The organism is Scandinavium sp. M-37, assembly GCF_043558715.1.
In the GTDB taxonomy this organism is placed as follows: Bacteria; Pseudomonadota; Gammaproteobacteria; order Enterobacterales; family Enterobacteriaceae; genus Scandinavium; species Scandinavium vulneris_A.
The window spans coordinates 76,901-97,104 of sequence record NZ_JBIGIN010000011.1 but is presented as its reverse complement, the minus strand read 5'-3'; the positions used below and the strand labels follow the sequence as shown (position 1 = coordinate 97,104).

At 55.8% G+C, this 20,204-nt stretch carries 15 protein-coding genes; 6 read left to right on the top strand and 9 right to left on the bottom strand.

Features of this window, described 5'->3' with window-relative positions; genetic code table 11:
- Nucleotides 1–7: 7 nt before the first annotated feature.
- Nucleotides 8–1,156, bottom strand: a complete 1,149-nt coding sequence (locus ACG0Z5_RS10260) for an MFS transporter (RefSeq protein WP_394447029.1) — start codon at nucleotides 1,154–1,156, stop codon at nucleotides 8–10.
- On the opposite strand from ACG0Z5_RS10260, the gene ACG0Z5_RS10255 reads away from it, so the two are divergent.
- Nucleotides 1,155–1,334 carry a hypothetical protein gene (locus tag ACG0Z5_RS10255; protein WP_394447026.1) on the top strand — a complete coding sequence of 60 codons (180 nt, stop codon included), beginning with the start codon at nucleotides 1,155–1,157 and terminating at the stop codon, nucleotides 1,332–1,334. The genes ACG0Z5_RS10260 and ACG0Z5_RS10255 overlap by 2 nt on opposite strands.
- Nucleotides 1,335–1,430: 96 nt before the next feature.
- Here the strand turns inward: ACG0Z5_RS10255 and ACG0Z5_RS10250 are convergent, their stop codons facing one another.
- From ACG0Z5_RS10250 to lrp, 8 genes are all read right to left on the bottom strand, one after another.
- Complete coding sequence (locus ACG0Z5_RS10250; protein ID WP_394447024.1) at nucleotides 1,431–2,294, bottom strand: dimethyl sulfoxide reductase anchor subunit family protein; 864 nt, start codon at nucleotides 2,292–2,294, stop codon at nucleotides 1,431–1,433.
- Nucleotide 2,295: 1 nt separating this feature from the next.
- Nucleotides 2,296–2,913: a DMSO/selenate family reductase complex B subunit gene (locus ACG0Z5_RS10245; protein ID WP_394447022.1), complete on the bottom strand. Its 618-nt coding sequence runs from the start codon at nucleotides 2,911–2,913 to the stop codon at nucleotides 2,296–2,298.
- Nucleotides 2,914–2,923: 10 nt separating this feature from the next.
- Nucleotides 2,924–5,368: a dimethylsulfoxide reductase subunit A gene (gene dmsA / locus ACG0Z5_RS10240; RefSeq protein WP_394447020.1), complete on the bottom strand. Its 2,445-nt coding sequence runs from the start codon at nucleotides 5,366–5,368 to the stop codon at nucleotides 2,924–2,926.
- 209 nt (nucleotides 5,369–5,577) lie between these two features.
- Nucleotides 5,578–6,870, bottom strand: coding sequence for a serine--tRNA ligase (gene serS, locus ACG0Z5_RS10235; protein ID WP_394447018.1), 1,293 nt, complete (start codon nucleotides 6,868–6,870; stop codon nucleotides 5,578–5,580).
- A gap of 94 nt (nucleotides 6,871–6,964) precedes the next feature.
- Nucleotides 6,965–8,308 (bottom strand): replication-associated recombination protein RarA, encoded by a 1,344-nt coding sequence (gene rarA / locus ACG0Z5_RS10230; protein WP_394447016.1) that lies wholly within the window; start codon nucleotides 8,306–8,308, stop codon nucleotides 6,965–6,967.
- A 9-nt stretch (nucleotides 8,309–8,317) separates the two neighbouring features.
- Nucleotides 8,318–8,929 (bottom strand): outer membrane lipoprotein chaperone LolA, encoded by a 612-nt coding sequence (gene lolA, locus ACG0Z5_RS10225; RefSeq protein WP_394447014.1) that lies wholly within the window; start codon nucleotides 8,927–8,929, stop codon nucleotides 8,318–8,320.
- 130 nt (nucleotides 8,930–9,059) lie between these two features.
- Nucleotides 9,060–12,896 (bottom strand): DNA translocase FtsK 4TM domain-containing protein, encoded by a 3,837-nt coding sequence (locus ACG0Z5_RS10220; protein ID WP_394447012.1) that lies wholly within the window; start codon nucleotides 12,894–12,896, stop codon nucleotides 9,060–9,062.
- Nucleotides 12,897–13,016: 120 nt separating this feature from the next.
- Nucleotides 13,017–13,511 (bottom strand): leucine-responsive transcriptional regulator Lrp, encoded by a 495-nt coding sequence (lrp, locus tag ACG0Z5_RS10215; RefSeq protein ID WP_002439523.1) that lies wholly within the window; start codon nucleotides 13,509–13,511, stop codon nucleotides 13,017–13,019.
- Nucleotides 13,512–14,061: 550 nt separating this feature from the next.
- On the opposite strand from lrp, the gene trxB reads away from it, so the two are divergent.
- The 5 genes from trxB (at nucleotide 14,062) to infA (ending at nucleotide 19,873) form a co-directional block, all read left to right on the top strand.
- On the top strand, nucleotides 14,062–15,030 hold the full coding sequence (gene trxB / locus ACG0Z5_RS10210; RefSeq protein WP_394447009.1) for a thioredoxin-disulfide reductase: 969 nt from the start codon (nucleotides 14,062–14,064) through the stop codon (nucleotides 15,028–15,030).
- Nucleotides 15,031–15,145: 115 nt separating this feature from the next.
- Complete coding sequence (gene cydD, locus ACG0Z5_RS10205) at nucleotides 15,146–16,912, top strand: heme ABC transporter permease/ATP-binding protein CydD (RefSeq protein ID WP_394447007.1); 1,767 nt, start codon at nucleotides 15,146–15,148, stop codon at nucleotides 16,910–16,912.
- Entirely contained in the window at nucleotides 16,913–18,634 is a 1,722-nt protein-coding gene (gene cydC / locus ACG0Z5_RS10200) for a heme ABC transporter ATP-binding protein/permease CydC (protein WP_394447005.1), read from the top strand.
- 38 nt (nucleotides 18,635–18,672) lie between these two features.
- Nucleotides 18,673–19,377, top strand: a complete 705-nt coding sequence (gene aat, locus ACG0Z5_RS10195) for a leucyl/phenylalanyl-tRNA--protein transferase (protein ID WP_394447002.1) — start codon at nucleotides 18,673–18,675, stop codon at nucleotides 19,375–19,377.
- Nucleotides 19,378–19,654: 277 nt separating this feature from the next.
- Nucleotides 19,655–19,873, top strand: coding sequence for a translation initiation factor IF-1 (infA, locus tag ACG0Z5_RS10190; protein ID WP_001040187.1), 219 nt, complete (start codon nucleotides 19,655–19,657; stop codon nucleotides 19,871–19,873).
- Nucleotides 19,874–20,204 lie beyond the last annotated feature (331 nt).

Sequence of the window (20,204 nt, the reverse complement as noted above, 5' to 3'; positions counted from 1 at the left end):
TTGGCTATCAGGCGTGCGCCACCGGCGTCGGGTGGTGCCCGGCTTTTCGCAGCAACATCAGCAGATAGATAAACGACACGCTGGCAATCATCACAAACAGCACGTTGTCAGAATAGTTCTGCATCAGCATCGCGGTAAACGTGGGGCCAAGCAGGCTGCCGATGGTATAGCTCAGCAGCAGCGCCTGGTTCATCGCCACCAGCTGATGGTGTTCAACTTTTTCGCAGGCCCAGGCCATTGCCACCGGGTAGAGCGTAAAGCCAGCAGCTCCCAGGATAAACAACGTCGGGGCCATTGCCGCTCCGCTCAGCATCGCCAGACAGCCGAGGATAACCACAAACACCTGCACGCGCAGAACCAGCAGACGACCATAGCGATCTGCCAGCCGTCCGACTGGCCATTGGCCGACAATCCCTGCACTGACCATTACCGCCATCCAGAAGCCAATTCCGGCATCGCTCACGCCCTGGTGATTAAGCCACAGCGGCATCAGCCCATACAGAGAACCTAATACGATCCCGGAGATGATGCAGCCGTTAACGCCCAAACGCGCGTGGCGCAGTCTCAGCATTGGCCAGACCTGAGTCGGGGCATGCTCTTCCTGCGGTTGATTAACGATACGGGTAAACAGCAGTGGTAAAATTGCGGCCAGAACCATACCGGTGACCCAGGGCAGCACGCTCATCAGGTCGGTCGGCAATTTGCTGACCATTAGCTGGCCCAGGACGGTGCCTACGTAATACACCATCATATACGCCGCCAGCAGACGACCACGGTTACGTGACGTTCCGCTGCACATCAGTGCGCTTTCGACGACGACCCAAATCATTGCGCAGCCGACGCCTGCGAGGAATCGCCAGCTCAGCCAGCTCCAAAAGCCCACGGTCAGCCCCAGTCCCACGCAGCCCACTGCGAACATCAGTGACGCGAGATAGTAGCTGCGGTTAAAACCAAAATGCTTGATTAAACGTCCGCAAAGCAGCGTGCCCACCAGATTCCCGGTGAAATAGGACGAGCCGACCATGCCAACCTGCCAGGTGGGCAGATGCTCATGGGCGAGCCAAAGCGGAACGAGCGTGTTCAGCACTGCGATCGCCAGCGTCAACAAAAGTAAGCCACAGAGCAATAACAGCACTGGGCGGGAATACGTGGACATGGATAAAAAAACCGTGAGGAAGTTCAGAATTCGAGCGCATCATGCCACTGCCATTGGCAAAGTCAATTCCCCGCAGGCCAGAGCTGACGCGGTTTTCAGAGGAACAATAGAAGTTTTTTATCTAGCGGAACGGCAATGGAATTTATTATTAAATTATTCCATTGTTTTTATTAGCTAATTGGTAAAACGGCAACTTATTTTCAGTTGAAAAATTTCATGGAACACGCGCATTTTTTATTGCGCCGGACCGTCGCAGTCCGGCGCAATAAACGCCTTAGCTGGCGATAGCCATGCCCACGGTCATGTGCAGACCATAGAACACGCCACGACCAATCAGCTCGCCAACCACCACCAGCACAAAGGCCAGACTCAGCAGCGGGATAGCGGGTTGACGCCCTTTCAGCTGTGGTGCAACCCAGCAGACCAGCGCCAGTGCGAGAGCCACCAGACGCCACGCCATCAGCGAACCATAGGCCGGAACCAGCGCTGAAGCCTGCACAATGGAGCTGTGGATCGTGGCCAACTCGCTGCCCTGCATCACCACCACCATCGCACTGACCAGCAGCGCCACCAGCGATACCACCGGCAACAGACGCATGGCCCAACCGTTGACGCCAGCCACGCGCAGTAGCAGATAACCCAGCAGTGGCCCACCGATGAACATCGTCAGGAAGAAGCTCATCGGCGTCCAGACGCTGTACCAGGTTGGTACGGTGTCGATAGTGTTATACACCCGCACCATCATCCAGACGAAGATAACGCCCAGCACCATGGTCAACACCAGCCACAGATTACGCAGAGACTGCGGCAGCTTGTTAATGACCGCCAGAAGCCAGCCGATACCGCCCACGGCGAAGAACACGGAGCCGCTGGCAATTTCATTACTCAGCGACGACGCGCCAATGCGGTTCAATGAGTTAAACGCCCGCAGCGGTGAGCCCAGGTGCAGGATAGACGCGATGAAGCCCAGCCCCATCAGCACCCACAGCCCAAACATGCTCAGTATCACCAGACGCTGCTGCTCGCGAGAGAGTTCGCCTTTCATCAGCGCCAGGGCCAGAACAATAAAACCACCGGCAACGCACTGCCCGAGGACCGTGAAGATCATCAGCGGCCATTCATGCCATCCACTTCCCATCTTAAACCTCCTTCGGGTTTGCCAGGTAGCCGGTGGTGTCACCCGTCGGACGGCTGTTGGCGTTAGGTTTGATAACAATGCTTGGTTTGGTGAAGTGCGCCGACGGCAACGGCGCAACGGCGGCCAGCTGACCATGCGTTTTACGCAGCTCTTCAATTGGGCCGAAGTCCAGCGCACGCAGTGGACAGGACTCAACGCAGACCGGCTTTTTACCGTCGGCCACACGCTCATGGCAACCGTCGCACTTGGTCATATGGCCTTTGGCTTCGTTGTACTGCGGCGCGCCGTACGGACACGCCATATGGCAGTAGCGACAACCGATGCAAACATCTTCATTCACCACGACAAAACCATCTTCACGCTTATGCATCGCCCCGCTCGGACAGACTTTGGTACAAGCCGGGTCTTCGCAGTGGTTGCAGGCGATTGACAGGTAGTAGGCGAACACGTTTTGATGCCAGGCACCGTTATCTTCCTGCCAGTCGCCACCGGCATATTCATAAATGCGACGGAAGCTGACGTCCGGGGTTAAATCTTTGTAGTCTTTACAGGCCAGCTCGCAGGTTTTGCAACCGGTGCAGCGACTGGAATCAATAAAAAATCCATACTGAGTGGTCATCGGTTACTCCTTACGCTTTAACGACCTGAACGAGGTTGGTGTGCGAGGGGTTGCCCTTCGCCAACGGGGACGGACGCTGGGTGGTCAGCACGTTAATACAGCCCGCCTGATCCACACCTTTCGCATCCGGGGCATACCATGCGCCCTCACCTAACGCCACCACGCCCGGCATCATGCGCGGGGTGACCTTCGCTTCAATGTGTACTTCACCGCGCGCGTTGAAAATTTTCACGCGATCACCGTTGGCGATACCACGCTTTTTAGCGTCCATCGGGTTGATCCACATTTCCTGGCGGCAGGCCGCTTTCAGGACATCCACGTTGCCGTAAGTCGAGTGGCAGCGCGCTTTGTAGTGGAAACCAGTCAGCTGGAGCGGATAGTCTTTGGTCAGCGGATCGTCGTAGTTTTCAAAACCTGGGGTGTAGATCGGCAGGGGATCGATTACATCGCCTTCCGGCAGTTGCCAGGCGGCGGCAATCTCAACCAGCTGCGCCGAATAGATTTCGATTTTGCCAGATGGAGTGGTCAGCGGATTAGCCGCCGGGTTCTCACGGAATGCCTTATAAGCGACGTGATGCCCTTCCGGGTCGCGCTGTTTATAGATGCCCTGCTGGCGGAACTCATCAAATGAAGGCAGGCCAGGGATCTGTTGACGTGACTGCTCATACAGATGGCGCATCCACTCTTCCTGAGTACGGCCCTCGGTGAATTTCTGCTCGACACCCATCCGTTTTGCCAGCTGGCTGGTCATTTCATAGATGGTTTTGCATTCAAAACGAGGCTTGATGACCTGATCGGCGAAGATGACATACGACATATTGCCGCAGGACGCATCCAGCGCGAAGTCCATCTGTTCAGACGCGGTGCAGTCTGGCAGCAGGATATCGGCATATTTCGCCGAGGAGGTCATATGGCAGTCCACCACCACAATCAGCTCACATTTTTTGTCATCCTGTAGGATGTCATGGGTGCGGTTGATGTCGGAGTGCTGGTTAATGATGCAGTTCCCGGCGTAGTTCCAGATCATCTTGATCGGCACATCGAGTTTATCTTTGCCGCGCACGCCATCGCGTGTGGCGGTCATTTCCGGGCCGCGCTCAATAGCATCGGTCCACATAAACATCGAAATGCTGGTTTCAACCGGGTTTTCCAGGGTCGGCATACGTTCAAACGGCAGATCGTAAGAGCCTTCACGGGCACCGGTGTTACCGCCGTTAATGCCGACGTTGCCGGTCAGAATCGACAGCATGGAAATTGCACGGGTGGCAATCTCACCGTTAGCATGGCGCTGCGGACCCCAGCCCTGGCTGATAAAGGCCGGTTTGGCGGTGGCAATTTCGCGCGCCAGCTGAACAATGCGCTCTGCCGGGATCCCGGTGACCGAGGATGCCCACTGCGGGGTTTTCGCGATGCCGTCTTTGCCCTGACCGAGAATGTAGGCTTTATAGTGACCGTTCGCTGGCGCACTGGCAGGCAGCGTTTTCTCATCGTAGCCAACACAATATTTGTCGAGGAACGGCTGATCGACCAGATTTTCGCTGATCATCACCCACGCCAGGCCCGAGACTAACGCCGCATCGGTCCCGGGACGAATAGGGATCCATTCATCTTCGCGGCCCGCGCCGGTATCGGTATAACGTGGATCGACGATGATCAGACGGGCGTTTGATTTCTGACGGGCCTGTTCGAGATAGTAGGTTACCCCGCCGCCGCTCATGCGGGTTTCGCCCGGGTTATTTCCGAACAGAACCACCAGCTGGCTGTTTTCGATATCTGACGGACTGTTGCCGTCGGCCCAGCCGCCATAGGTGTAATTCAGACCTGCAGCAATCTGTGCGGAAGAGTAGTCGCCGTAATGATTCAGGTAACCGCCGCAGCAGTTCATCAGACGTGCGATCAGCGTTTTTCCCGGTGGCCACGAGCGGGTCATGGTGCCACCCAGCGTGCCGGTGCCGTAGTTCAGGTAAATAGATTCATTACCGTAATCTTTGATCAAGCGCTGCATGTTATTGGCGATGGTGTCATACGCCTCTTCCCAGCTAATGCGCTCGAATTTACCTTCACCACGTTTACCGACGCGTTTCATCGGATACTTCAGGCGGTCCGGATTATAAACACGGCGGCGCATGGAGCGCCCGCGCAGACACGCGCGTACCTGGTGTAAACCGTCGTAGTTATCATCGCCGGTGTTATCGGTTTCAACATATTTGATCTCGCCATCAACCACATGCATACGCAGTGGGCAACGGCTACCACAGTTCACCGTACAGGCGCTCCAGACAACTTTTCCGGCAGCCCCTGCGGGCGCGATGGCGTCTGCTGCATTAGCAATACGGGTAAAGGGTAAAGTGAATGCGCTACTGGCCATTGCCAGTCCGCCAATAGCCGAGGTTTTCATCAAACCTCGACGGCTGACTTCCGCAGTCAGCAGCGCGTCGGGGGCTTTAATTTTCATGGATACTCACTTCATTGCTCATTGAAATGATCAATTCGCTATATAGTTTTATATATAACGAAATCAGTCTTTTTTAGAGTTTTATATACTGTTTATAATTCGAAGGGAGTATCCCTGCTTTCGACTGAAGGGTTATTGTTCAGTATCAAGACAGGTATAAAAAAAGCGCCCGGAGGCGCTTTTTCAGGAAGGATTGTGACAGCGTCAGCTTAGCCGATGAACTCAAGACCGTTCATGTACGGACGCAGCACTTCTGGCACGGCAATACGACCGTCAGCCTGCTGGTAGTTTTCCAGCACGGCAACCAACGTACGCCCTACCGCCAGACCAGAACCATTCAGGGTGTGAACCAGACGGGTTTTCTTGTCAGACTTGCTGCGGCAGCGAGCCTGCATACGACGCGCCTGGAAATCCCAGCAGTTAGAGATAGAAGAGATTTCACGATAGGTGTCTTGCGCCGGCAACCAGACTTCGAGGTCATAGGTTTTACGTGCGCCAAAGCCGATATCGCCACTGCACAGCAGCACTTTACGGTATGGCAGGCCGAGCAGCTGCAGCACTTTTTCTGCGTGACCGGTCATTTCTTCCAGTGCGTCCATCGAATCTTCAGGACGTACGATCTGTACCATCTCAACTTTGTCGAACTGGTGCATACGGATCAGACCACGCGTGTCACGCCCGTAAGAACCCGCTTCGGAGCGGAAGCACGGCGTATGCGCGGTCATTTTGATCGGCAAGTCGTCTTCGTCGATGATTTCATCGCGCACAAGGTTGGTCAGCGGGACTTCAGCGGTTGGGATCAACGCGTAGTTGCTGCTGTCTGCTTCTTCATCCAGTGGACGGGTATGGAACAGGTCGCCACCAAACTTAGGCAGTTGCCCGGTGCCATATAACGTGTCCTGATTCACCAGGTACGGGACATAGTTTTCCATGTAGCCGTGCTGTTCGGTGTGCAGATCCAGCATGAACTGGCTCAGCGCACGATGCATACGGGCGATTTGGCCCTGCATGACAACAAAACGGGAACCGGTCAGCTTAACCGCCGCCGCAAAATCCAGGCCTTTCGCCATTTCGCCTAACGTAACGTGATCGCGGACTTCGAAGTCAAATTTACGCGGCTCGCCCCAGCGGCTGACTTCAACGTTATCGCTGTCATCTTTACCGTTAGGTACGCAGTCATCAGGGATGTTTGGCAGGGTCAACGCGATATCACGAATTTCAGCCTGCAGCTCATCGAGCTCAGCTTTCGCGGCATCCAGCTCTTCACCCAGCTTGTTGACTTCCAGGCGTAATGGCTCGATGTCTTCCCCGCGCGCTTTCGCCTGGCCAATGGATTTCGATCGCGAGTTGCGTTCTGCCTGCAGGTTTTCAGTGTTTACCTGCAGAACTTTACGACGCTCTTCAAGAGCGACCAGCTTATCTACATCCAGCTTAAAGCCCCGGCGTGCCAGTTTTTCTGCGACTGCGTCTGGCTCGGTACGCAGCAGATTGGGATCGAGCATGCTTATCCTGTGCTTATCGAATTAGTAAAATGAGAAAACGACCGCAGCCTGCGGTCATTAGAGATTCAGCGATAACCTTACCGCAACGCCCTGTTTAGCGGTAGCGTTTTGTGGGGCTATTTTGATCCTGCTCGGTAAGCCAGGCGAGCTTTTCACCAATCTTACCTTCAAGGCCACGAGATGAAGGGGTGTAATAGCGCGTTTGCGACATTTCTTGCGGGAAATAGACCTCGCCCGCCGCGTAGGCGTTTGGCTCATCGTGGGCGTAACGATACTCCTGACCGTAACCCATTTCTTTCATCAGTTTCGTCGGGGCATTGCGCAGATGTACCGGCACGTCGTAATCCGGACGTTCCAGCGCATCGGCCATTGCCGCTTTAAAAGCGGTGTAGACCGCGTTGCTCTTCGGCGCACAGGCCAGATACACAATCGCCTGCGCGATAGCGCGTTCACCTTCGGACGGGCCAACGCGGGTGAAGCAATCCCATGCCGAAATAGCCACCTGCATCGCGCGTGGATCGGCATTACCCACATCTTCCGAGGCAATCGCCAGACAACGACGGGCGACGTATAACGGGTCGCCACCGGCGGTGATAATGCGCGCATACCAGTAAAGGGCGGCATCAGGCGAGCTACCGCGAACGGACTTATGAAACGCCGAGATCAAATCGTAGAAACGGTCGCCTTTGTTATCAAAACGCGCGCTGCGTTCCCCGGCGATTTCGGTAAGTAATTCAGGCTTTAGTACACGTTTACCGGATGCATCCAGTTCCGCCATGTCGGCCATCATTTCCAGCGTATTCAGCGCGCGACGGGCATCCCCGTTGACCAGTTCCGCAATCGCACGCCGGGTATCGTCGGGTAACACAATATCCTGCCCGCCGTAACCACGCGTGCTGTCGGTCATCGCCTGGGTTAACACCTGCTCGATATCCTCGACGGTCAACGATTTCAGCAGATAAACGCGGGCCCGCGATAGCAATGCCGAGTTGAGTTCAAAAGAGGGATTTTCGGTAGTCGCGCCGATGAAAAAGATGGTGCCGTCTTCAATATGCGGCAGGAAGGCATCCTGCTGGCTTTTGTTGAAGCGATGGACTTCATCGACGAACAGAATGGTACGTCGCCCGGCGTTGCGATTCTGCCGGGCACGTTCGATAGCTTCACGGATCTCTTTCACACCGGACGTAACCGCAGAAATGCGTTCCACGTCGGCGTTGGCATAGCGGGCAATGACTTCCGCCAGCGTCGTTTTCCCGGTGCCCGGCGGCCCCCACAAAATCATCGAATGCAGATGCCCTGCTTCGATGGCCCGTGGCAGCGGTTTGCCGTTAGCCAGCAGATGCTGCTGGCCAATGTACTGCGCTAAATTTTCTGGCCGCATACGGGCGGCCAGAGGTTGAAACGCATTATCCGAAAAATCGAGCGAAAGATTGCTCACGCGCGCCTCTTATTTACGCTGATCGTCCACCGTTACTCCTTTAGGCGGAGTAAAGGTAAATTTAGATGCGTCCACCGCGCCGTTCTGCTGGGACTTCAGCTGATAGCTGCTGCGCTGATCGTCCTGCTCAATGGCGCTGAACTGATGAATGGTGCCGTCACGGCTGACGTTGATGGTGAACTCTTTCAGGTTCCCGTTATTGCCTTTCGGCGTCAGCACGAAGTCATCACCGCTCTGCTTAATATTGTACTGCTGCCAGTCGCTGGACTGATTGCGAGCAATCAGCATAAACGGCGTATTGCTGGTGGCGTCTTTCAGCCAGGTGGCGGTGGCCTGCTCAACAAACGGGTTGTAGAACCACAGCGTTTTACCGTCAGACACCAGAATACTTTCATCCGGCTGCGTCATGTGCCAGTTAAAGAGGTTAGGACGCTTGACGGATAACTCACCCTGCCCGTCCTGTACCGCGCTGCCGCTGCCATCGGTCACTTTTTGGGTGAAGCTGGCGTTAAAGCTGCTGACTTTATCCAGACGGCTTTTCAGATCGCTGGCCGCATCGGCCCAAGCTTGGCTCACGACAAAACTGGTCAGTAAGGCACAGGTGATGGCAAATTTTTTCATCTTCATTCCTTAAATGCGTCACTCCCGACGCGGGAAGTCTCTTTGTCCCCACTGTAGGCTTAGCGCCTACAGTGAGACAGGAGAAAATACTGATTTTTTGGTTGTTTACGCAACTTTTCAAACGCAGCGTTTAGTCAAACGGCGGTGGGGCAAGCACTTCACGGTTGCCGTTATGGCCCGCTTCACTGACGATGCCCTGCGCTTCCATCTGTTCGATGATACGCGCGGCGCGGTTATAGCCGATGCGGAACTGACGCTGAACGCCGGAAATGGATGCCTTACGTTTTTCGGTGACAAAATTCACCGCCTGATCGAACAGTTGATCAAGCTCTTCGCCGTTGTCCAGAGCGGCAGACCCGCCCTCGCTTTCGCTATCAGAGGTAATGCCGTCAACGTATTGTGGACGACCGCGCGCCTTCCAGTCCTGAACCACGGCATGCACTTCCTGGTCACGAACAAAAGCGCCGTGAACACGCGTCGGTGCTGCGCTGGAGTTCGGGCCAGAATAGAGCATGTCACCCATCCCCAGCAGTGATTCCGCGCCGCCCTGATCGAGAATGGTGCGGGAGTCAATTTTGCTCGACACGGTAAAGGCGATACGGGTCGGAATATTGGCTTTAATCAGCCCCGTGATGACGTCAACCGACGGACGCTGCGTGGCAAGAACCAGGTGAATACCAGCGGCACGCGCTTTCTGCGCCAGGCGGGCGATAAGCTCTTCCACCTTCTTACCGACGGTCATCATCAGGTCTGCAAATTCATCCACCAGCACCACAATGTACGGCAGTTTTTCCAGCGTCGGATGCACTGCATCCATGCTGTCGCCCGGTTTCCAGTACGGATCCGGAATTGGGCGACCCATTTGAGCCGCCTGCGCAATCTTCTCGTTGTAGCCTGCAAGGTTACGCACCCCGAGCGCGGACATCAGTTTATAACGACGTTCCATTTCATTGACGCTCCAGCGCAGGGCGTTGGCAGCATCCTTCATGTCCGTCACTACTTCAGTCAGCAAGTGTGGGATCCCTTCGTAAACCGACAGCTCCAACATTTTGGGGTCGATCATGATAAAGCGCACGTCTTCCGGCGTCGCTTTATACAGCATACTGAGGATCATGGCGTTGACGCCCACCGATTTACCGGAACCGGTAGTACCGGCCACCAGCAGGTGAGGCATTTTCGCCAGGTCGGCAATCACCGGTTCACCGGCAATGTCTTTACCCAACACGATGGTCAGCGGGGACGGGCTTTCACGGAACTTGGCGCAGTCCAACACTTCACGCAGGTAAACGGTCTGACGCTTTTTGTTCGGCAATTCCAGGCCCACATACGGCTTGCCTGGGATAACTTCAACCACACGCACCGCCACCGTAGACAAGGAACGTGCCAGGTCACGAGACAGGTTCGAAATGCGCGCGGCCTTAACGCCAGGAGCCAGATTCAGCTCAAAACGGGTGATCACCGGGCCTGGGGAATAGTTCACCACGTCCGCTTTGATGCGGAAATCGGCCAGACGCGTTTCAACCAGACGGGCTGTCTGCTCAAGGGCAAAGGTATCAACCGGCTCAACTTCGCTCGGCGGCGGGGTCAACAGATCCAGCGATGGCAGCGGCGTGGTCGGTTTTTGCAGCGGACGGTCGTCCCCGTTACGCATCAGCAGCGGGTGAATGAGGCTTTCCTGCGGCTGGGGCGCTGGCGCTTGTTGTGGCTGTTGATAAGCCTGTGGCTGATACGTCTGCTGCTGCTGAGGCTGAACAACCTGCTGTGGTTGCTGATAAGCCTGCTGCGGTGCCATCGGCTGCGGCTGCTGGTAAGCCTGCTGCGGCTGTTCCGGCATTGCGCTTGGGGTGAACAACGGTGCTCTTGGCGACTCATCAACCAGGGTTTTCATCGGCGAGAATTCATAATCTGCCGTTGAGAACGGACTCGCCCCTTGCGGCTGTTCGCTGGAATAACGTTGCTGCTGCGTCGCCGCAAACTGGCGAGCCAGCTCGGCTTCCGCGGCGTTATCTTGGTCTTCCTGCGATGGTTCTTCGTACTGTTCGCCGTAACGCTGCTGCTGCGTCGCCGCAAACTGACGGGCCAGTTGGTCCTGATGCATCTCATCGGCTTCTTCATCGCCCATCAGCTCATCGGTGTAATGCTGATTAAGCCCCTCTTCACGTGCGCGCTCTTCTGCCATGCGCTGCGAAGGCAACTTAATGCCAAACGAAGCCGACGCCAGCTCGCGGCGAGTAGGCACGCGCACCCGATTCGGACGCGGTAACTGCGGGCCAATGCCCTCTTTGATTTGTGGACGCGGGGCGTCAGCCGGGCTGAACATCTGTGCTGCTGACGCCGCAGCGGTTGCCGCGCTGGCCGCCGCTGTTGCCTGATGAACGCTGGCGGCCACAGGTGCAACGGCTGCCATCGGATCAATCGCCGGGGCAGGGGGTACAGGCATGGTTGGCATTGGCGTGGTCGGTATCACGGTCGCCGGTTCAGGCGTTGGCTGATACCACGCGGCAAGCTGCTCACGCTCACGCGCCCGCTTCTCTTCCACTTCTTCGAAGTAGTAAAGCGGTGGACGCTGCGGTTTGATTTCTTCTTCCGGAGCGACTTCTGGCATCGGCGGCGGAGTCTGCTCCACTGGTGGCACATACGCAGGCTGAGCGTGATACTCAGGCTCTGGCTGCCAGTGCTGCTCAGGTGGCGCGTATTGCGGCTGTTCCGGTTCCGGCCACAGTTCTTCAATGGAAGGGGGTTGACGGAAGGCTTCCGGTTGGACGTATTCAGGTTGCGTCACCGGAGCCTGCGGTGGCCAATTGTCCGGCGACGGCGCAATAACGGGTTCAGGGGTATGCGGCGTCGGGACTGGCTGCCATTCGACACTCTGCGGTGCCATTTCGACACCCGATACAGCCCCCATGGCATCGCCAGAAGCAACATCCGTCACTGCGGGTGCAACCATCGCCGGAGCGGCCGTTTCAGCCCAGGTCTGGACTGACGCAGTCGCGGCGGCGGCTGCAGCAACCGGGGCCGCAATAGAGTGGCCGTTCATCAACGGGTCGTTATCATCCCACGCCGGTGGATGAACCGCGGTAGTGCCAGAGAACAACACATCATCCGCATCGGCGGCCTGACCGCGAGCGCTATAATGAACATCACTCTCAGGTTCATCCATTCGACGACCAGAGAACAGCGCCGCGTCGGTTTTGCGTCCCATCGGGTTGCTGAACTTATCAGCAATGCGCTGCCGACGAGCCAGCGCACCGCGAAGAATACGGGCCCGACGCCCTTCTTTACGCGGTTCGGCGACATACTCATCTTCGTCGTCTTCAAACTCTTCTTCATCAATCCAGGTGTCGTCGCGACGCGTCCGATTGCTGGCGAAGGTCAGAATATTGAGGATCCAGTTGCCGATTTTCTCAGCAATGCTCACCCAGGACCAGCCGGTGAACAGCGTCAGGCCAGCGGCCCAGATGCACAACAGTGCCAGGGTGCCGCCGCTGCTGTGCAACATCGGCTGTAACGCCGTGCTCAGCAGGCTGCCGATCACACCGCCGGAAGCGAAATACCAGATATCATCCGCGTTGATTGCGGCAAGTCCGCACATGGTGAGGATCATCGCCAGCACGCCAATCAGGCGTAGCGCAACGGCAAAGTAATCGACGTATTCGTCACTGGCCTGATGCCGGTATGCAAACCAGCACGCGCCGATAATCATCACCGGCAGGGTATAAGCCATGATGCCGAAAATGAAGAACAGCGTATCCGCGAACCACGCCCCTGGCATTCCACCAAGATTATGGATCGGTTCATGCCAGGCGGTTTGTGACCAACTGGGATCGGAAGGGTTGAAACTAAGCAATGCTGCCATCAGCCAGATGGCAAAAAGAGAACAGAGGATTAGGAACGCTTCCAGGAGTCGGCGCCCGCTGCTTAATCTGTTAATGGTGACTTCTTTTTCTTCAGTGTATTCCTGGCTCAAGAAAGGCTCTCCAGGTCCTTGATGCTAAAACGGACAACAGCGCCGGGTCTCCCCGGCACTGTTGCTGTATGGATTACCAGGAGTGTAATCAACTTACGCTGATTTTGCACCTGTTCCGTGTTAGCGCGTCTTAATTACCAGACGATTACTCTGCTTAACCTCTTCCATAACCACGTAGGTACGGGTGTCATTCACGCCTGGCAGGCGCAGCAGGGTTTCACCTAACAACTTACGGTACGCTGACATGTCCGGTACACGGGTTTTCAACAGGTAGTCGAAATCACCGGAAACCAAGTGACACTCTTGAATTTCTTCAAGTTTTTGCACAGCGGAGTTAAATTGCTCAAACACATCCGGGGCGCCACGATTCAGAGTTATCTCAACAAAGACCAGCAGCGATGCATCCAGATAATGCGGGTTCAGCAGCGCGGTGTATCCCTGAATAAACCCTTGTCTTTCCAGCCGACGAACACGCTCAAGGCAAGGCGTCGGAGAAAGTCCCACTCGTTTAGAAAGCTCAACGTTGGAAATTCGCCCATCCTTTTGCAATTCGTTCAAAATGTTGCGATCGATGCGGTCGAGATCTTTGCCTGGGCGCTTCTTGCTATCTACCATTATTATTGTCTCTCTGTATTCCTTCCCTACTCCTGTCTTGACCCTGTGCACTTCACTGTTCAGAGCCTGTGCCCGTCGCCTGCGCTACAAATCTGTCACCAGATGTATTGCATAACCCAAGGGTACGTGTTGAGAAGCCGTTGCCTGATGGCAGTCATCGTTATCTCGTATGGCGTCTGTCCACGCCATGCGTCGATAATGCTGACCCGGTTAAAAATGGCATTTGCGTGCATGAACATTCACTACACAACAAACACTGCTTTTTTCTCCCATCAATGTTTTCGCAAAAGCACAGGGGATTGTCAAAGCAAAACATCGATTTTTAGTACAACATGCCAGATATTCATTATCAGTCCCGGTTGATCATCATGTTATCTCCTTATAATCCCCCGGTTCGCAGTAGAATGAGTTATCACAGTCGTTGATAAAACCACCAATTCATTGACGCCATCTATTACACATATCGTTAACAAAATTTCTGCACTCTTTTATTACCTCCGCAAATTCCCTACAATCCCGCCCATTGTCTGCCAACATTTATGGGGATCTCATGGGCACGGCCAAACACAGTAAACTGCTTATTCTTGGTTCTGGACCAGCGGGCTATACCGCTGCGGTCTATGCTGCACGCGCTAACCTGCAACCGGTACTGATTACCGGCATGGAAAAAGGCGGTCAGTTGACCACCACCACAGAAGTGGAAAACTGGCCAGGCGACCCGAGCGATCTGACCGGTCCGCTGCTAATGGAACGTATGCATGAGCACGCGGTGAAATTTGAAACCGAAATCCTGTTCGACCACATTAACAAGGTCGATTTACAGAATCGTCCGTTCCGTCTGACCGGCGACAGCGGCGAATACACCTGTGATGCCCTGATTATCGCCACTGGTGCTTCCGCCCGTTATCTGGGCCTGCCTTCAGAAGAAGCATTCAAAGGCCGCGGCGTGTCTGCCTGCGCCACCTGCGACGGTTTCTTCTACCGTAACCAGAAAGTCGCGGTTATCGGTGGCGGCAACACGGCGGTTGAAGAAGCGCTTTATCTGGCCAATATCGCCTCTGAAGTGCATCTGATTCACCGTCGTGACACCTTCCGTGCGGAAAAAATCCTGATCAAACGTCTGATGGATAAAGTCGAAAGCGGCAATATCGTGCTGCATACCCATCGTACCCTGGAAGAAGTGACCGGTGACCAGATGGGCGTCAGCGGGTTGCGTCTGCGCGATACCCAGAACGGTGACAACATCGAGTCTCTGGACGTTGCGGGTCTGTTCGTGGCTATCGGCCACAGTCCAAATACCGCCATTTTCGACGGCCAACTGGAACTGGAAAACGGCTACATCAAAGTACAGTCCGGCATCCACGGCAACGCGACCCAAACCAGCATCCCGGGCGTGTTCGCGGCTGGTGACGTTATGGACCACATTTATCGTCAGGCAATCACCTCAGCGGGCACCGGCTGCATGGCCGCGCTGGACGCCGAGCGTTATCTTGACGGTCTGGCCGATCAGGCAAAATAATCTTTACAAGTCAGTAACAAAGGTAAAGAAGGCGACGATAAGTCGCCTTTATTTTTTCCTCGTTGTAACATTGCCGTGCCTAATGATTCCTAATAAGACACCTGCTAAGCACGCCATGAATAAAACCCGTCAACAAGAGCTTACCCGCTGGTTAAAACAGCAAAGCGTAATATCCCGTCGCTGGCTGATGCTTTCCCGTCTGCTCGGTGCGGTCAGCGGAGTGCTGATTATCGCCCAGGCGTATATTCTGGCCCGAATTCTGCACCATATGATCATGGAGAACATTCCCCGTGAAGCGCTGCTGATGCCGTTTGTGGTGCTGGTGTTGGTGTTTATTTTGCGTGCCTGGGTGGTGTGGCTACGCGAGCGTGTCGGGTTTCATGCAGGGCAACATATTCGCTATGAAATTCGCAAAATCGTGCTCGACCGGTTGCAACAGGCCGGCCCCGCCTGGATCCAGGGCAAGCCTGCCGGAAGTTGGGCGACGCTTATCCTTGAACAAATAGACGATATGCACGACTACTATGCCCGCTATCTGCCACAGATGGCGTTGGCCGCATCGGTTCCCTTGCTTATCGTGCTGGCTATCTTCCCGTCCAACTGGACCGCCGCATTGATTCTGCTGTGTACCGCCCCGCTGATCCCGATGTTTATGGCACTGGTCGGTATGGGTGCTGCCGATGCAAACCGTCGTAACTTCCTTGCCCTTGGGCGCCTGAGCGGTCATTTCCTTGACCGTCTGCGCGGCATGGACACCTTACGCATTTTTGGTCGAGGTGCCGCTGAAACGGACACTATTCGTCAGGCATCGGAGAATTTTCGCCAGCGCACAATGGAAGTTCTGCGACTTGCGTTTCTCTCTTCCGGTGTTCTGGAATTTTTCACCTCACTGTCAATTGCCGTCGTCGCGGTGTACTTCGGATTCTCCTACCTTGGGCAGCTGAATTTCGGCAGCTACGGCACTGGCGTGACGCTGTTCTCCGGTTTTCTGGCGCTGATCCTGGCCCCGGAATTTTTCCAGCCGCTACGCGATCTCGGCACGTTTTACCACGCTAAAGCGCAGGCCGTGGGTGCCGCCGACAGCCTGAAAACCTTCCTTGAAACACCTCTGGCTCAGCCGCAGCGTGGCACTATGAAGCCAGATGACAGTCTGTCAGTCAGCCTGGAGGCGCAGGACCTGATCATTAAGTCGCCAGAAGGTAAGGTCCTCGCCGGTCCGATGAGCTTTAGCCTTGCCGCCGGGGAGCGCGTGGTGCTGGTTGGCCAGAGCGGCTCGGGTAAGAGTTCGCTGCTCAACACCCTGGCCGGTTTTCTGCCCTATGACGGCTCGTTGAAGGTTAACGGCACCGAGCTCAGTGACCTCGATCCCGACGCATGGCGGCGCCTGTTAAGCTGGGTGGGGCAAAACCCGCAGCTCCCGGCGCATACGCTGCGTGACAATGTGCTGCTGGCCGATCCGCAGGCCAGCGAGGCGCAACTTCACCACGCTCTCGAGCGTGCGTGGGTTAACGAATTTGTCAGCCAGCTTCCACAGGGCATTGACACCCCGGTCGGGGATCAGGCCAGCCGGTTGTCCGTCGGCCAGGCGCAGCGCGTAGCCGTGGCGCGGGCCTTGCTCTCCCCTAGCCGGTTGATGTTGCTTGATGAACCTGCCGCTAGCCTCGACGCACATAGTGAACAGCGCGTCATGCAGGCGCTGACCGAAGCTTCCGCCAATCAGACCACCTTAATGGTCACCCATCAGTTAGAAAATCTCGCTCAGTGGGATGCGGTATGGGTGATGCATCAGGGTCAGATCGTTGAACAGGGTCAGTTTGCCGAGCTTGCTGCGGTGCAGGGGCATTTTGCCCGCCTGCTCGCTCACCGTCAGGAGGAGATTTAAATGCGCGTGTTAGCCCCCTACCTGGCGCTGTATAAGCGTCACAAATGGTTGTTGTCCCTTGGCGTTATCCTGGCAATTGTCACCCTATTGGCGAGTATTGGCCTGATCACCCTGTCGGGCTGGTTCCTGTCGGCGTCTGCCGCCGTCGGTTTTGCTGGCGCTTACACCTTTAACTACATGCTGCCCGCCGCGGGTGTGCGGGGAGCCGCCATCGTACGTACCGCCGGTCGCTATTTCGAGCGTCTGGTCAGCCACGACGCGACGTTCCGCGTGCTGCAACATCTGCGGGTGTTCACCTTCAGCAAGCTGATGCCACTCTCCCCGGCCGGGCTGGCACGTTTTCGTCAGGGCGATTTACTCAACCGCGTTGTCGCCGATGTTGATACCCTCGATCATTTATATTTACGCGTGATTTCGCCGTTGGTCAGCGCCCTGGTGGTGATCGCCGTGGTCACCTTTGGTCTGAGTTTCCTCGACATCACGCTGGCGCTGACACTTGGCGGCATTATGCTGCTGACGCTGGTCGCCTTGCCGCCGCTGTTTTATCGCGCCGGGAAGCCGACCGGCGAAAGCCTGACCCAGCTTCGCGGCGAATACCGCCAACAGCTGACCTCGTGGCTGCACGGCCAGGCTGAGCTCAGCATCTTCGGGGCCAGCACCCGCTATCGTGAGCAAATGGAGCAGACCGAACTCAGCTGGCATGAAGCCCAGCGCCGCCAGTCGGAACTGACCGCACTTTCTCAGGCACTGATGCTGCTGATGGGTTCAGCTGCAGTTATCGTCATGCTGTGGATGGCTGCGGGTGGCGTGGGGGATAACAGCCAGCCAGGCCCGCTGATTGCGCTGTTTGTTTTCTGTGCACTTGCCGCCTTTGAGGCGCTGGCCCCCGTCACAGCGGCATTCCAGCATCTTGGGCAAGTGATGGCCTCGGCCGCGCGTATTACCGAACTGACCGAGCAGAAACCGGAGGTGGGCTTCCCACAGGCTGCCTCTGAAGCACCAAAACAGGTGAGTTTGACCCTGAACAACGTTAGCTTCAGCTACCCGCAGCAGACACAGCCTGCCCTGGCGAATATCCATTTACAGGTCAACGCCGGGGAACATATTGCTATTCTGGGCCGAACCGGCTGCGGTAAATCGACATTGCTCCAGTTGCTGACCCGCGCGTGGGATCCGCAGCACGGGGAACTGTTGTTAAATCAGCAGCCGATTGCCGCCCTCGATGAAATGACGCTGCGCCGCAGCATGAGCGTGGTTCCGCAGCGCGTTCACCTGTTCAGCGCCACGCTGCGCGACAATCTGCTGCTGGCAGCCCCGGACGCAACGGATGACGAGCTGGCAACCGTCCTCACACGCACCGGGCTGGAGAAACTGCTCGAGGACAGCGGGCTCAACAGTTGGCTCGGCGAAGGTGGCCGACAACTCTCCGGCGGAGAGCTGCGTCGTCTGGCGATTGCCCGCGCCCTGCTCCACGATGCGCCGCTGATGTTACTCGACGAACCGACAGAAGGGCTGGATGCCACCACCGAGAGCCAAATTCTTGATTTACTGGCGGATGTGATGCGCGAGAAAACCGTGCTGATGGTCACCCATCGCCTGCGCGGCCTGGCCCGTTTTGAGAAAATAATTGTGATGGACAACGGACACATTATTGAGCAAGGTAATCACGCAGAATTGCTGGCGCAACAGGGGCGTTATTACCAGTTCAGACAGCGTATCTAAACTACTATTGATTATTATCAGGCGTGGAGTTGTGAAGTATGCGGCTGGTCCAGTTATCACGTCATTCCATTACCTTCCCATCGCCGGAAGGTGCCCTGCGCGAACCTAACGGTTTGCTCGCGCTCGGGGGCGATCTCAGCCCAGCGCGCCTGCTGATGGCCTATCAGCGCGGTATTTTTCCCTGGTTCTCTCCCGGCGACCCTATTTTGTGGTGGTCGCCGGATCCGCGCGCCGTGCTGTGGCCCGCAGATTTTCACCTCAGCCGCAGCATGAAACGTTTTCATAAGTCGTCGCCCTATCGCATTACGCTCAACCATGCTTTCGGCCAGGTGATAGAAGGCTGCGCCGATGACCGGGATGAAGGTACCTGGATAACGGAGAGCATCGTGCAGGCGTATCACCGCTTACACGAACTGGGCCATGCACATTCGGTCGAGGTGTGGCTCGGGAGCGAACTGGTGGGTGGCATGTACGGCGTGGCGCAAGGCGCGCTGTTCTGCGGCGAGTCGATGTTCAGCCGGGCAGTCAATGCCTCAAAAAGCGCACTGCTGGTGTTCACCCAGGCTTTTGCCAGCCAGGGCGGCAAACTGATGGATTGCCAGGTGTTGAACAATCACACCGCCTCGCTGGGCGCCGTCGAAATCCCGCGCCGTGAGTACCTGGAATACCTTGCTGAACTGCGAGCACAGCCGCTGCCCGGGCATTTCTGGGTGCCGCGCACGCTCTTTTCACCTCAAGTGTAAATGTTTTCGGCACATTTTTTGTCAGGGTGATATAATTGCGCCTGAAGTCGTTTCTGCCTGTTGCCCCGCCATCGTTTCAGGAATATCCCTCAATACGTTTGCGCTCGTCATACGGTACTCATGTGTGACAGACGGGTAATGCGCAAAAACGATCTCTTTTTTACCCTGCACAGCGGCATTACGCCGAAAGGTGACGGGTAAATCTTTACTTAATTGCTGAATTTCGGCATTATCTTGCCGGTTCAAAACAATGGTAGTGATACCCCCCGAGGACTAGATGGCCAAAGAAGACAATATTGAAATGCAGGGTACCGTTCTCGAAACGTTACCTAACACTATGTTCCGCGTAGAACTGGAAAACGGTCACGTGGTAACTGCGCATATCTCCGGTAAAATGCGTAAAAACTACATCCGCATTCTGACGGGCGACAAAGTGACTGTTGAGCTGACCCCGTACGACCTGAGCAAAGGCCGCATTGTCTTCCGTAGTCGCTGATTGACCTCATGCCGCAAGGCTAGCAGTATGCTGAAAGGCCGGGATAGCTCCTGGCCTTTTTCATTTCCACTTGTACCGACTCCTCCCACCGCCATCTCATACCTAAGGTATCTGAGCCACCAACCGTCGGCATTTGCCAGTAAAAAATCTGTACAAGCCCGGGTTACAGTTGGAGGCGAACGACTCCCCCGTTACGGGCGGTATGCGAGTAAATTATCTGATGGCAGATACGCACAGCACTGGTATCTCTGATCAACAGGATGTGGCTCTCGTTTTTTAATGACGGTAGCGAAAAAGGGCCCTGCAAAATCATTTACCTTTTTCATAACAA

Bases quoted from the DNA above. Each gene is read 5' to 3' on its own strand.
- ACG0Z5_RS10255 (WP_394447026.1), top strand. From the start codon at position 1,155: ATGGATAAAAAAACCGTGAGGAAGTTCAGAATTCGAGCGCATCATGCC.
- ACG0Z5_RS10260 (WP_394447029.1), bottom strand. From the start codon at position 1,156: ATGTCCACGTATTCCCGCCCAGTGCTGTTATTGCTCTGTGGCTTACTT.
- ACG0Z5_RS10250 (WP_394447024.1), bottom strand. From the start codon at position 2,294: ATGGGAAGTGGATGGCATGAATGGCCGCTGATGATCTTCACGGTCCTC.
- ACG0Z5_RS10245 (WP_394447022.1), bottom strand. From the start codon at position 2,913: ATGACCACTCAGTATGGATTTTTTATTGATTCCAGTCGCTGCACCGGT.
- dmsA (WP_394447020.1), bottom strand. From the start codon at position 5,368: ATGAAAATTAAAGCCCCCGACGCGCTGCTGACTGCGGAAGTCAGCCGT.
- serS (WP_394447018.1), bottom strand. From the start codon at position 6,870: ATGCTCGATCCCAATCTGCTGCGTACCGAGCCAGACGCAGTCGCAGAA.
- lolA (WP_394447014.1), bottom strand. From the start codon at position 8,929: ATGAAAAAATTTGCCATCACCTGTGCCTTACTGACCAGTTTTGTCGTG.
- lrp (WP_002439523.1), bottom strand. From the start codon at position 13,511: ATGGTAGATAGCAAGAAGCGCCCAGGCAAAGATCTCGACCGCATCGAT.
- trxB (WP_394447009.1), top strand. From the start codon at position 14,062: ATGGGCACGGCCAAACACAGTAAACTGCTTATTCTTGGTTCTGGACCA.
- cydD (WP_394447007.1), top strand. From the start codon at position 15,146: ATGAATAAAACCCGTCAACAAGAGCTTACCCGCTGGTTAAAACAGCAA.
- cydC (WP_394447005.1), top strand. From the start codon at position 16,913: ATGCGCGTGTTAGCCCCCTACCTGGCGCTGTATAAGCGTCACAAATGG.
- aat (WP_394447002.1), top strand. From the start codon at position 18,673: ATGCGGCTGGTCCAGTTATCACGTCATTCCATTACCTTCCCATCGCCG.
- infA (WP_001040187.1), top strand. From the start codon at position 19,655: ATGGCCAAAGAAGACAATATTGAAATGCAGGGTACCGTTCTCGAAACG.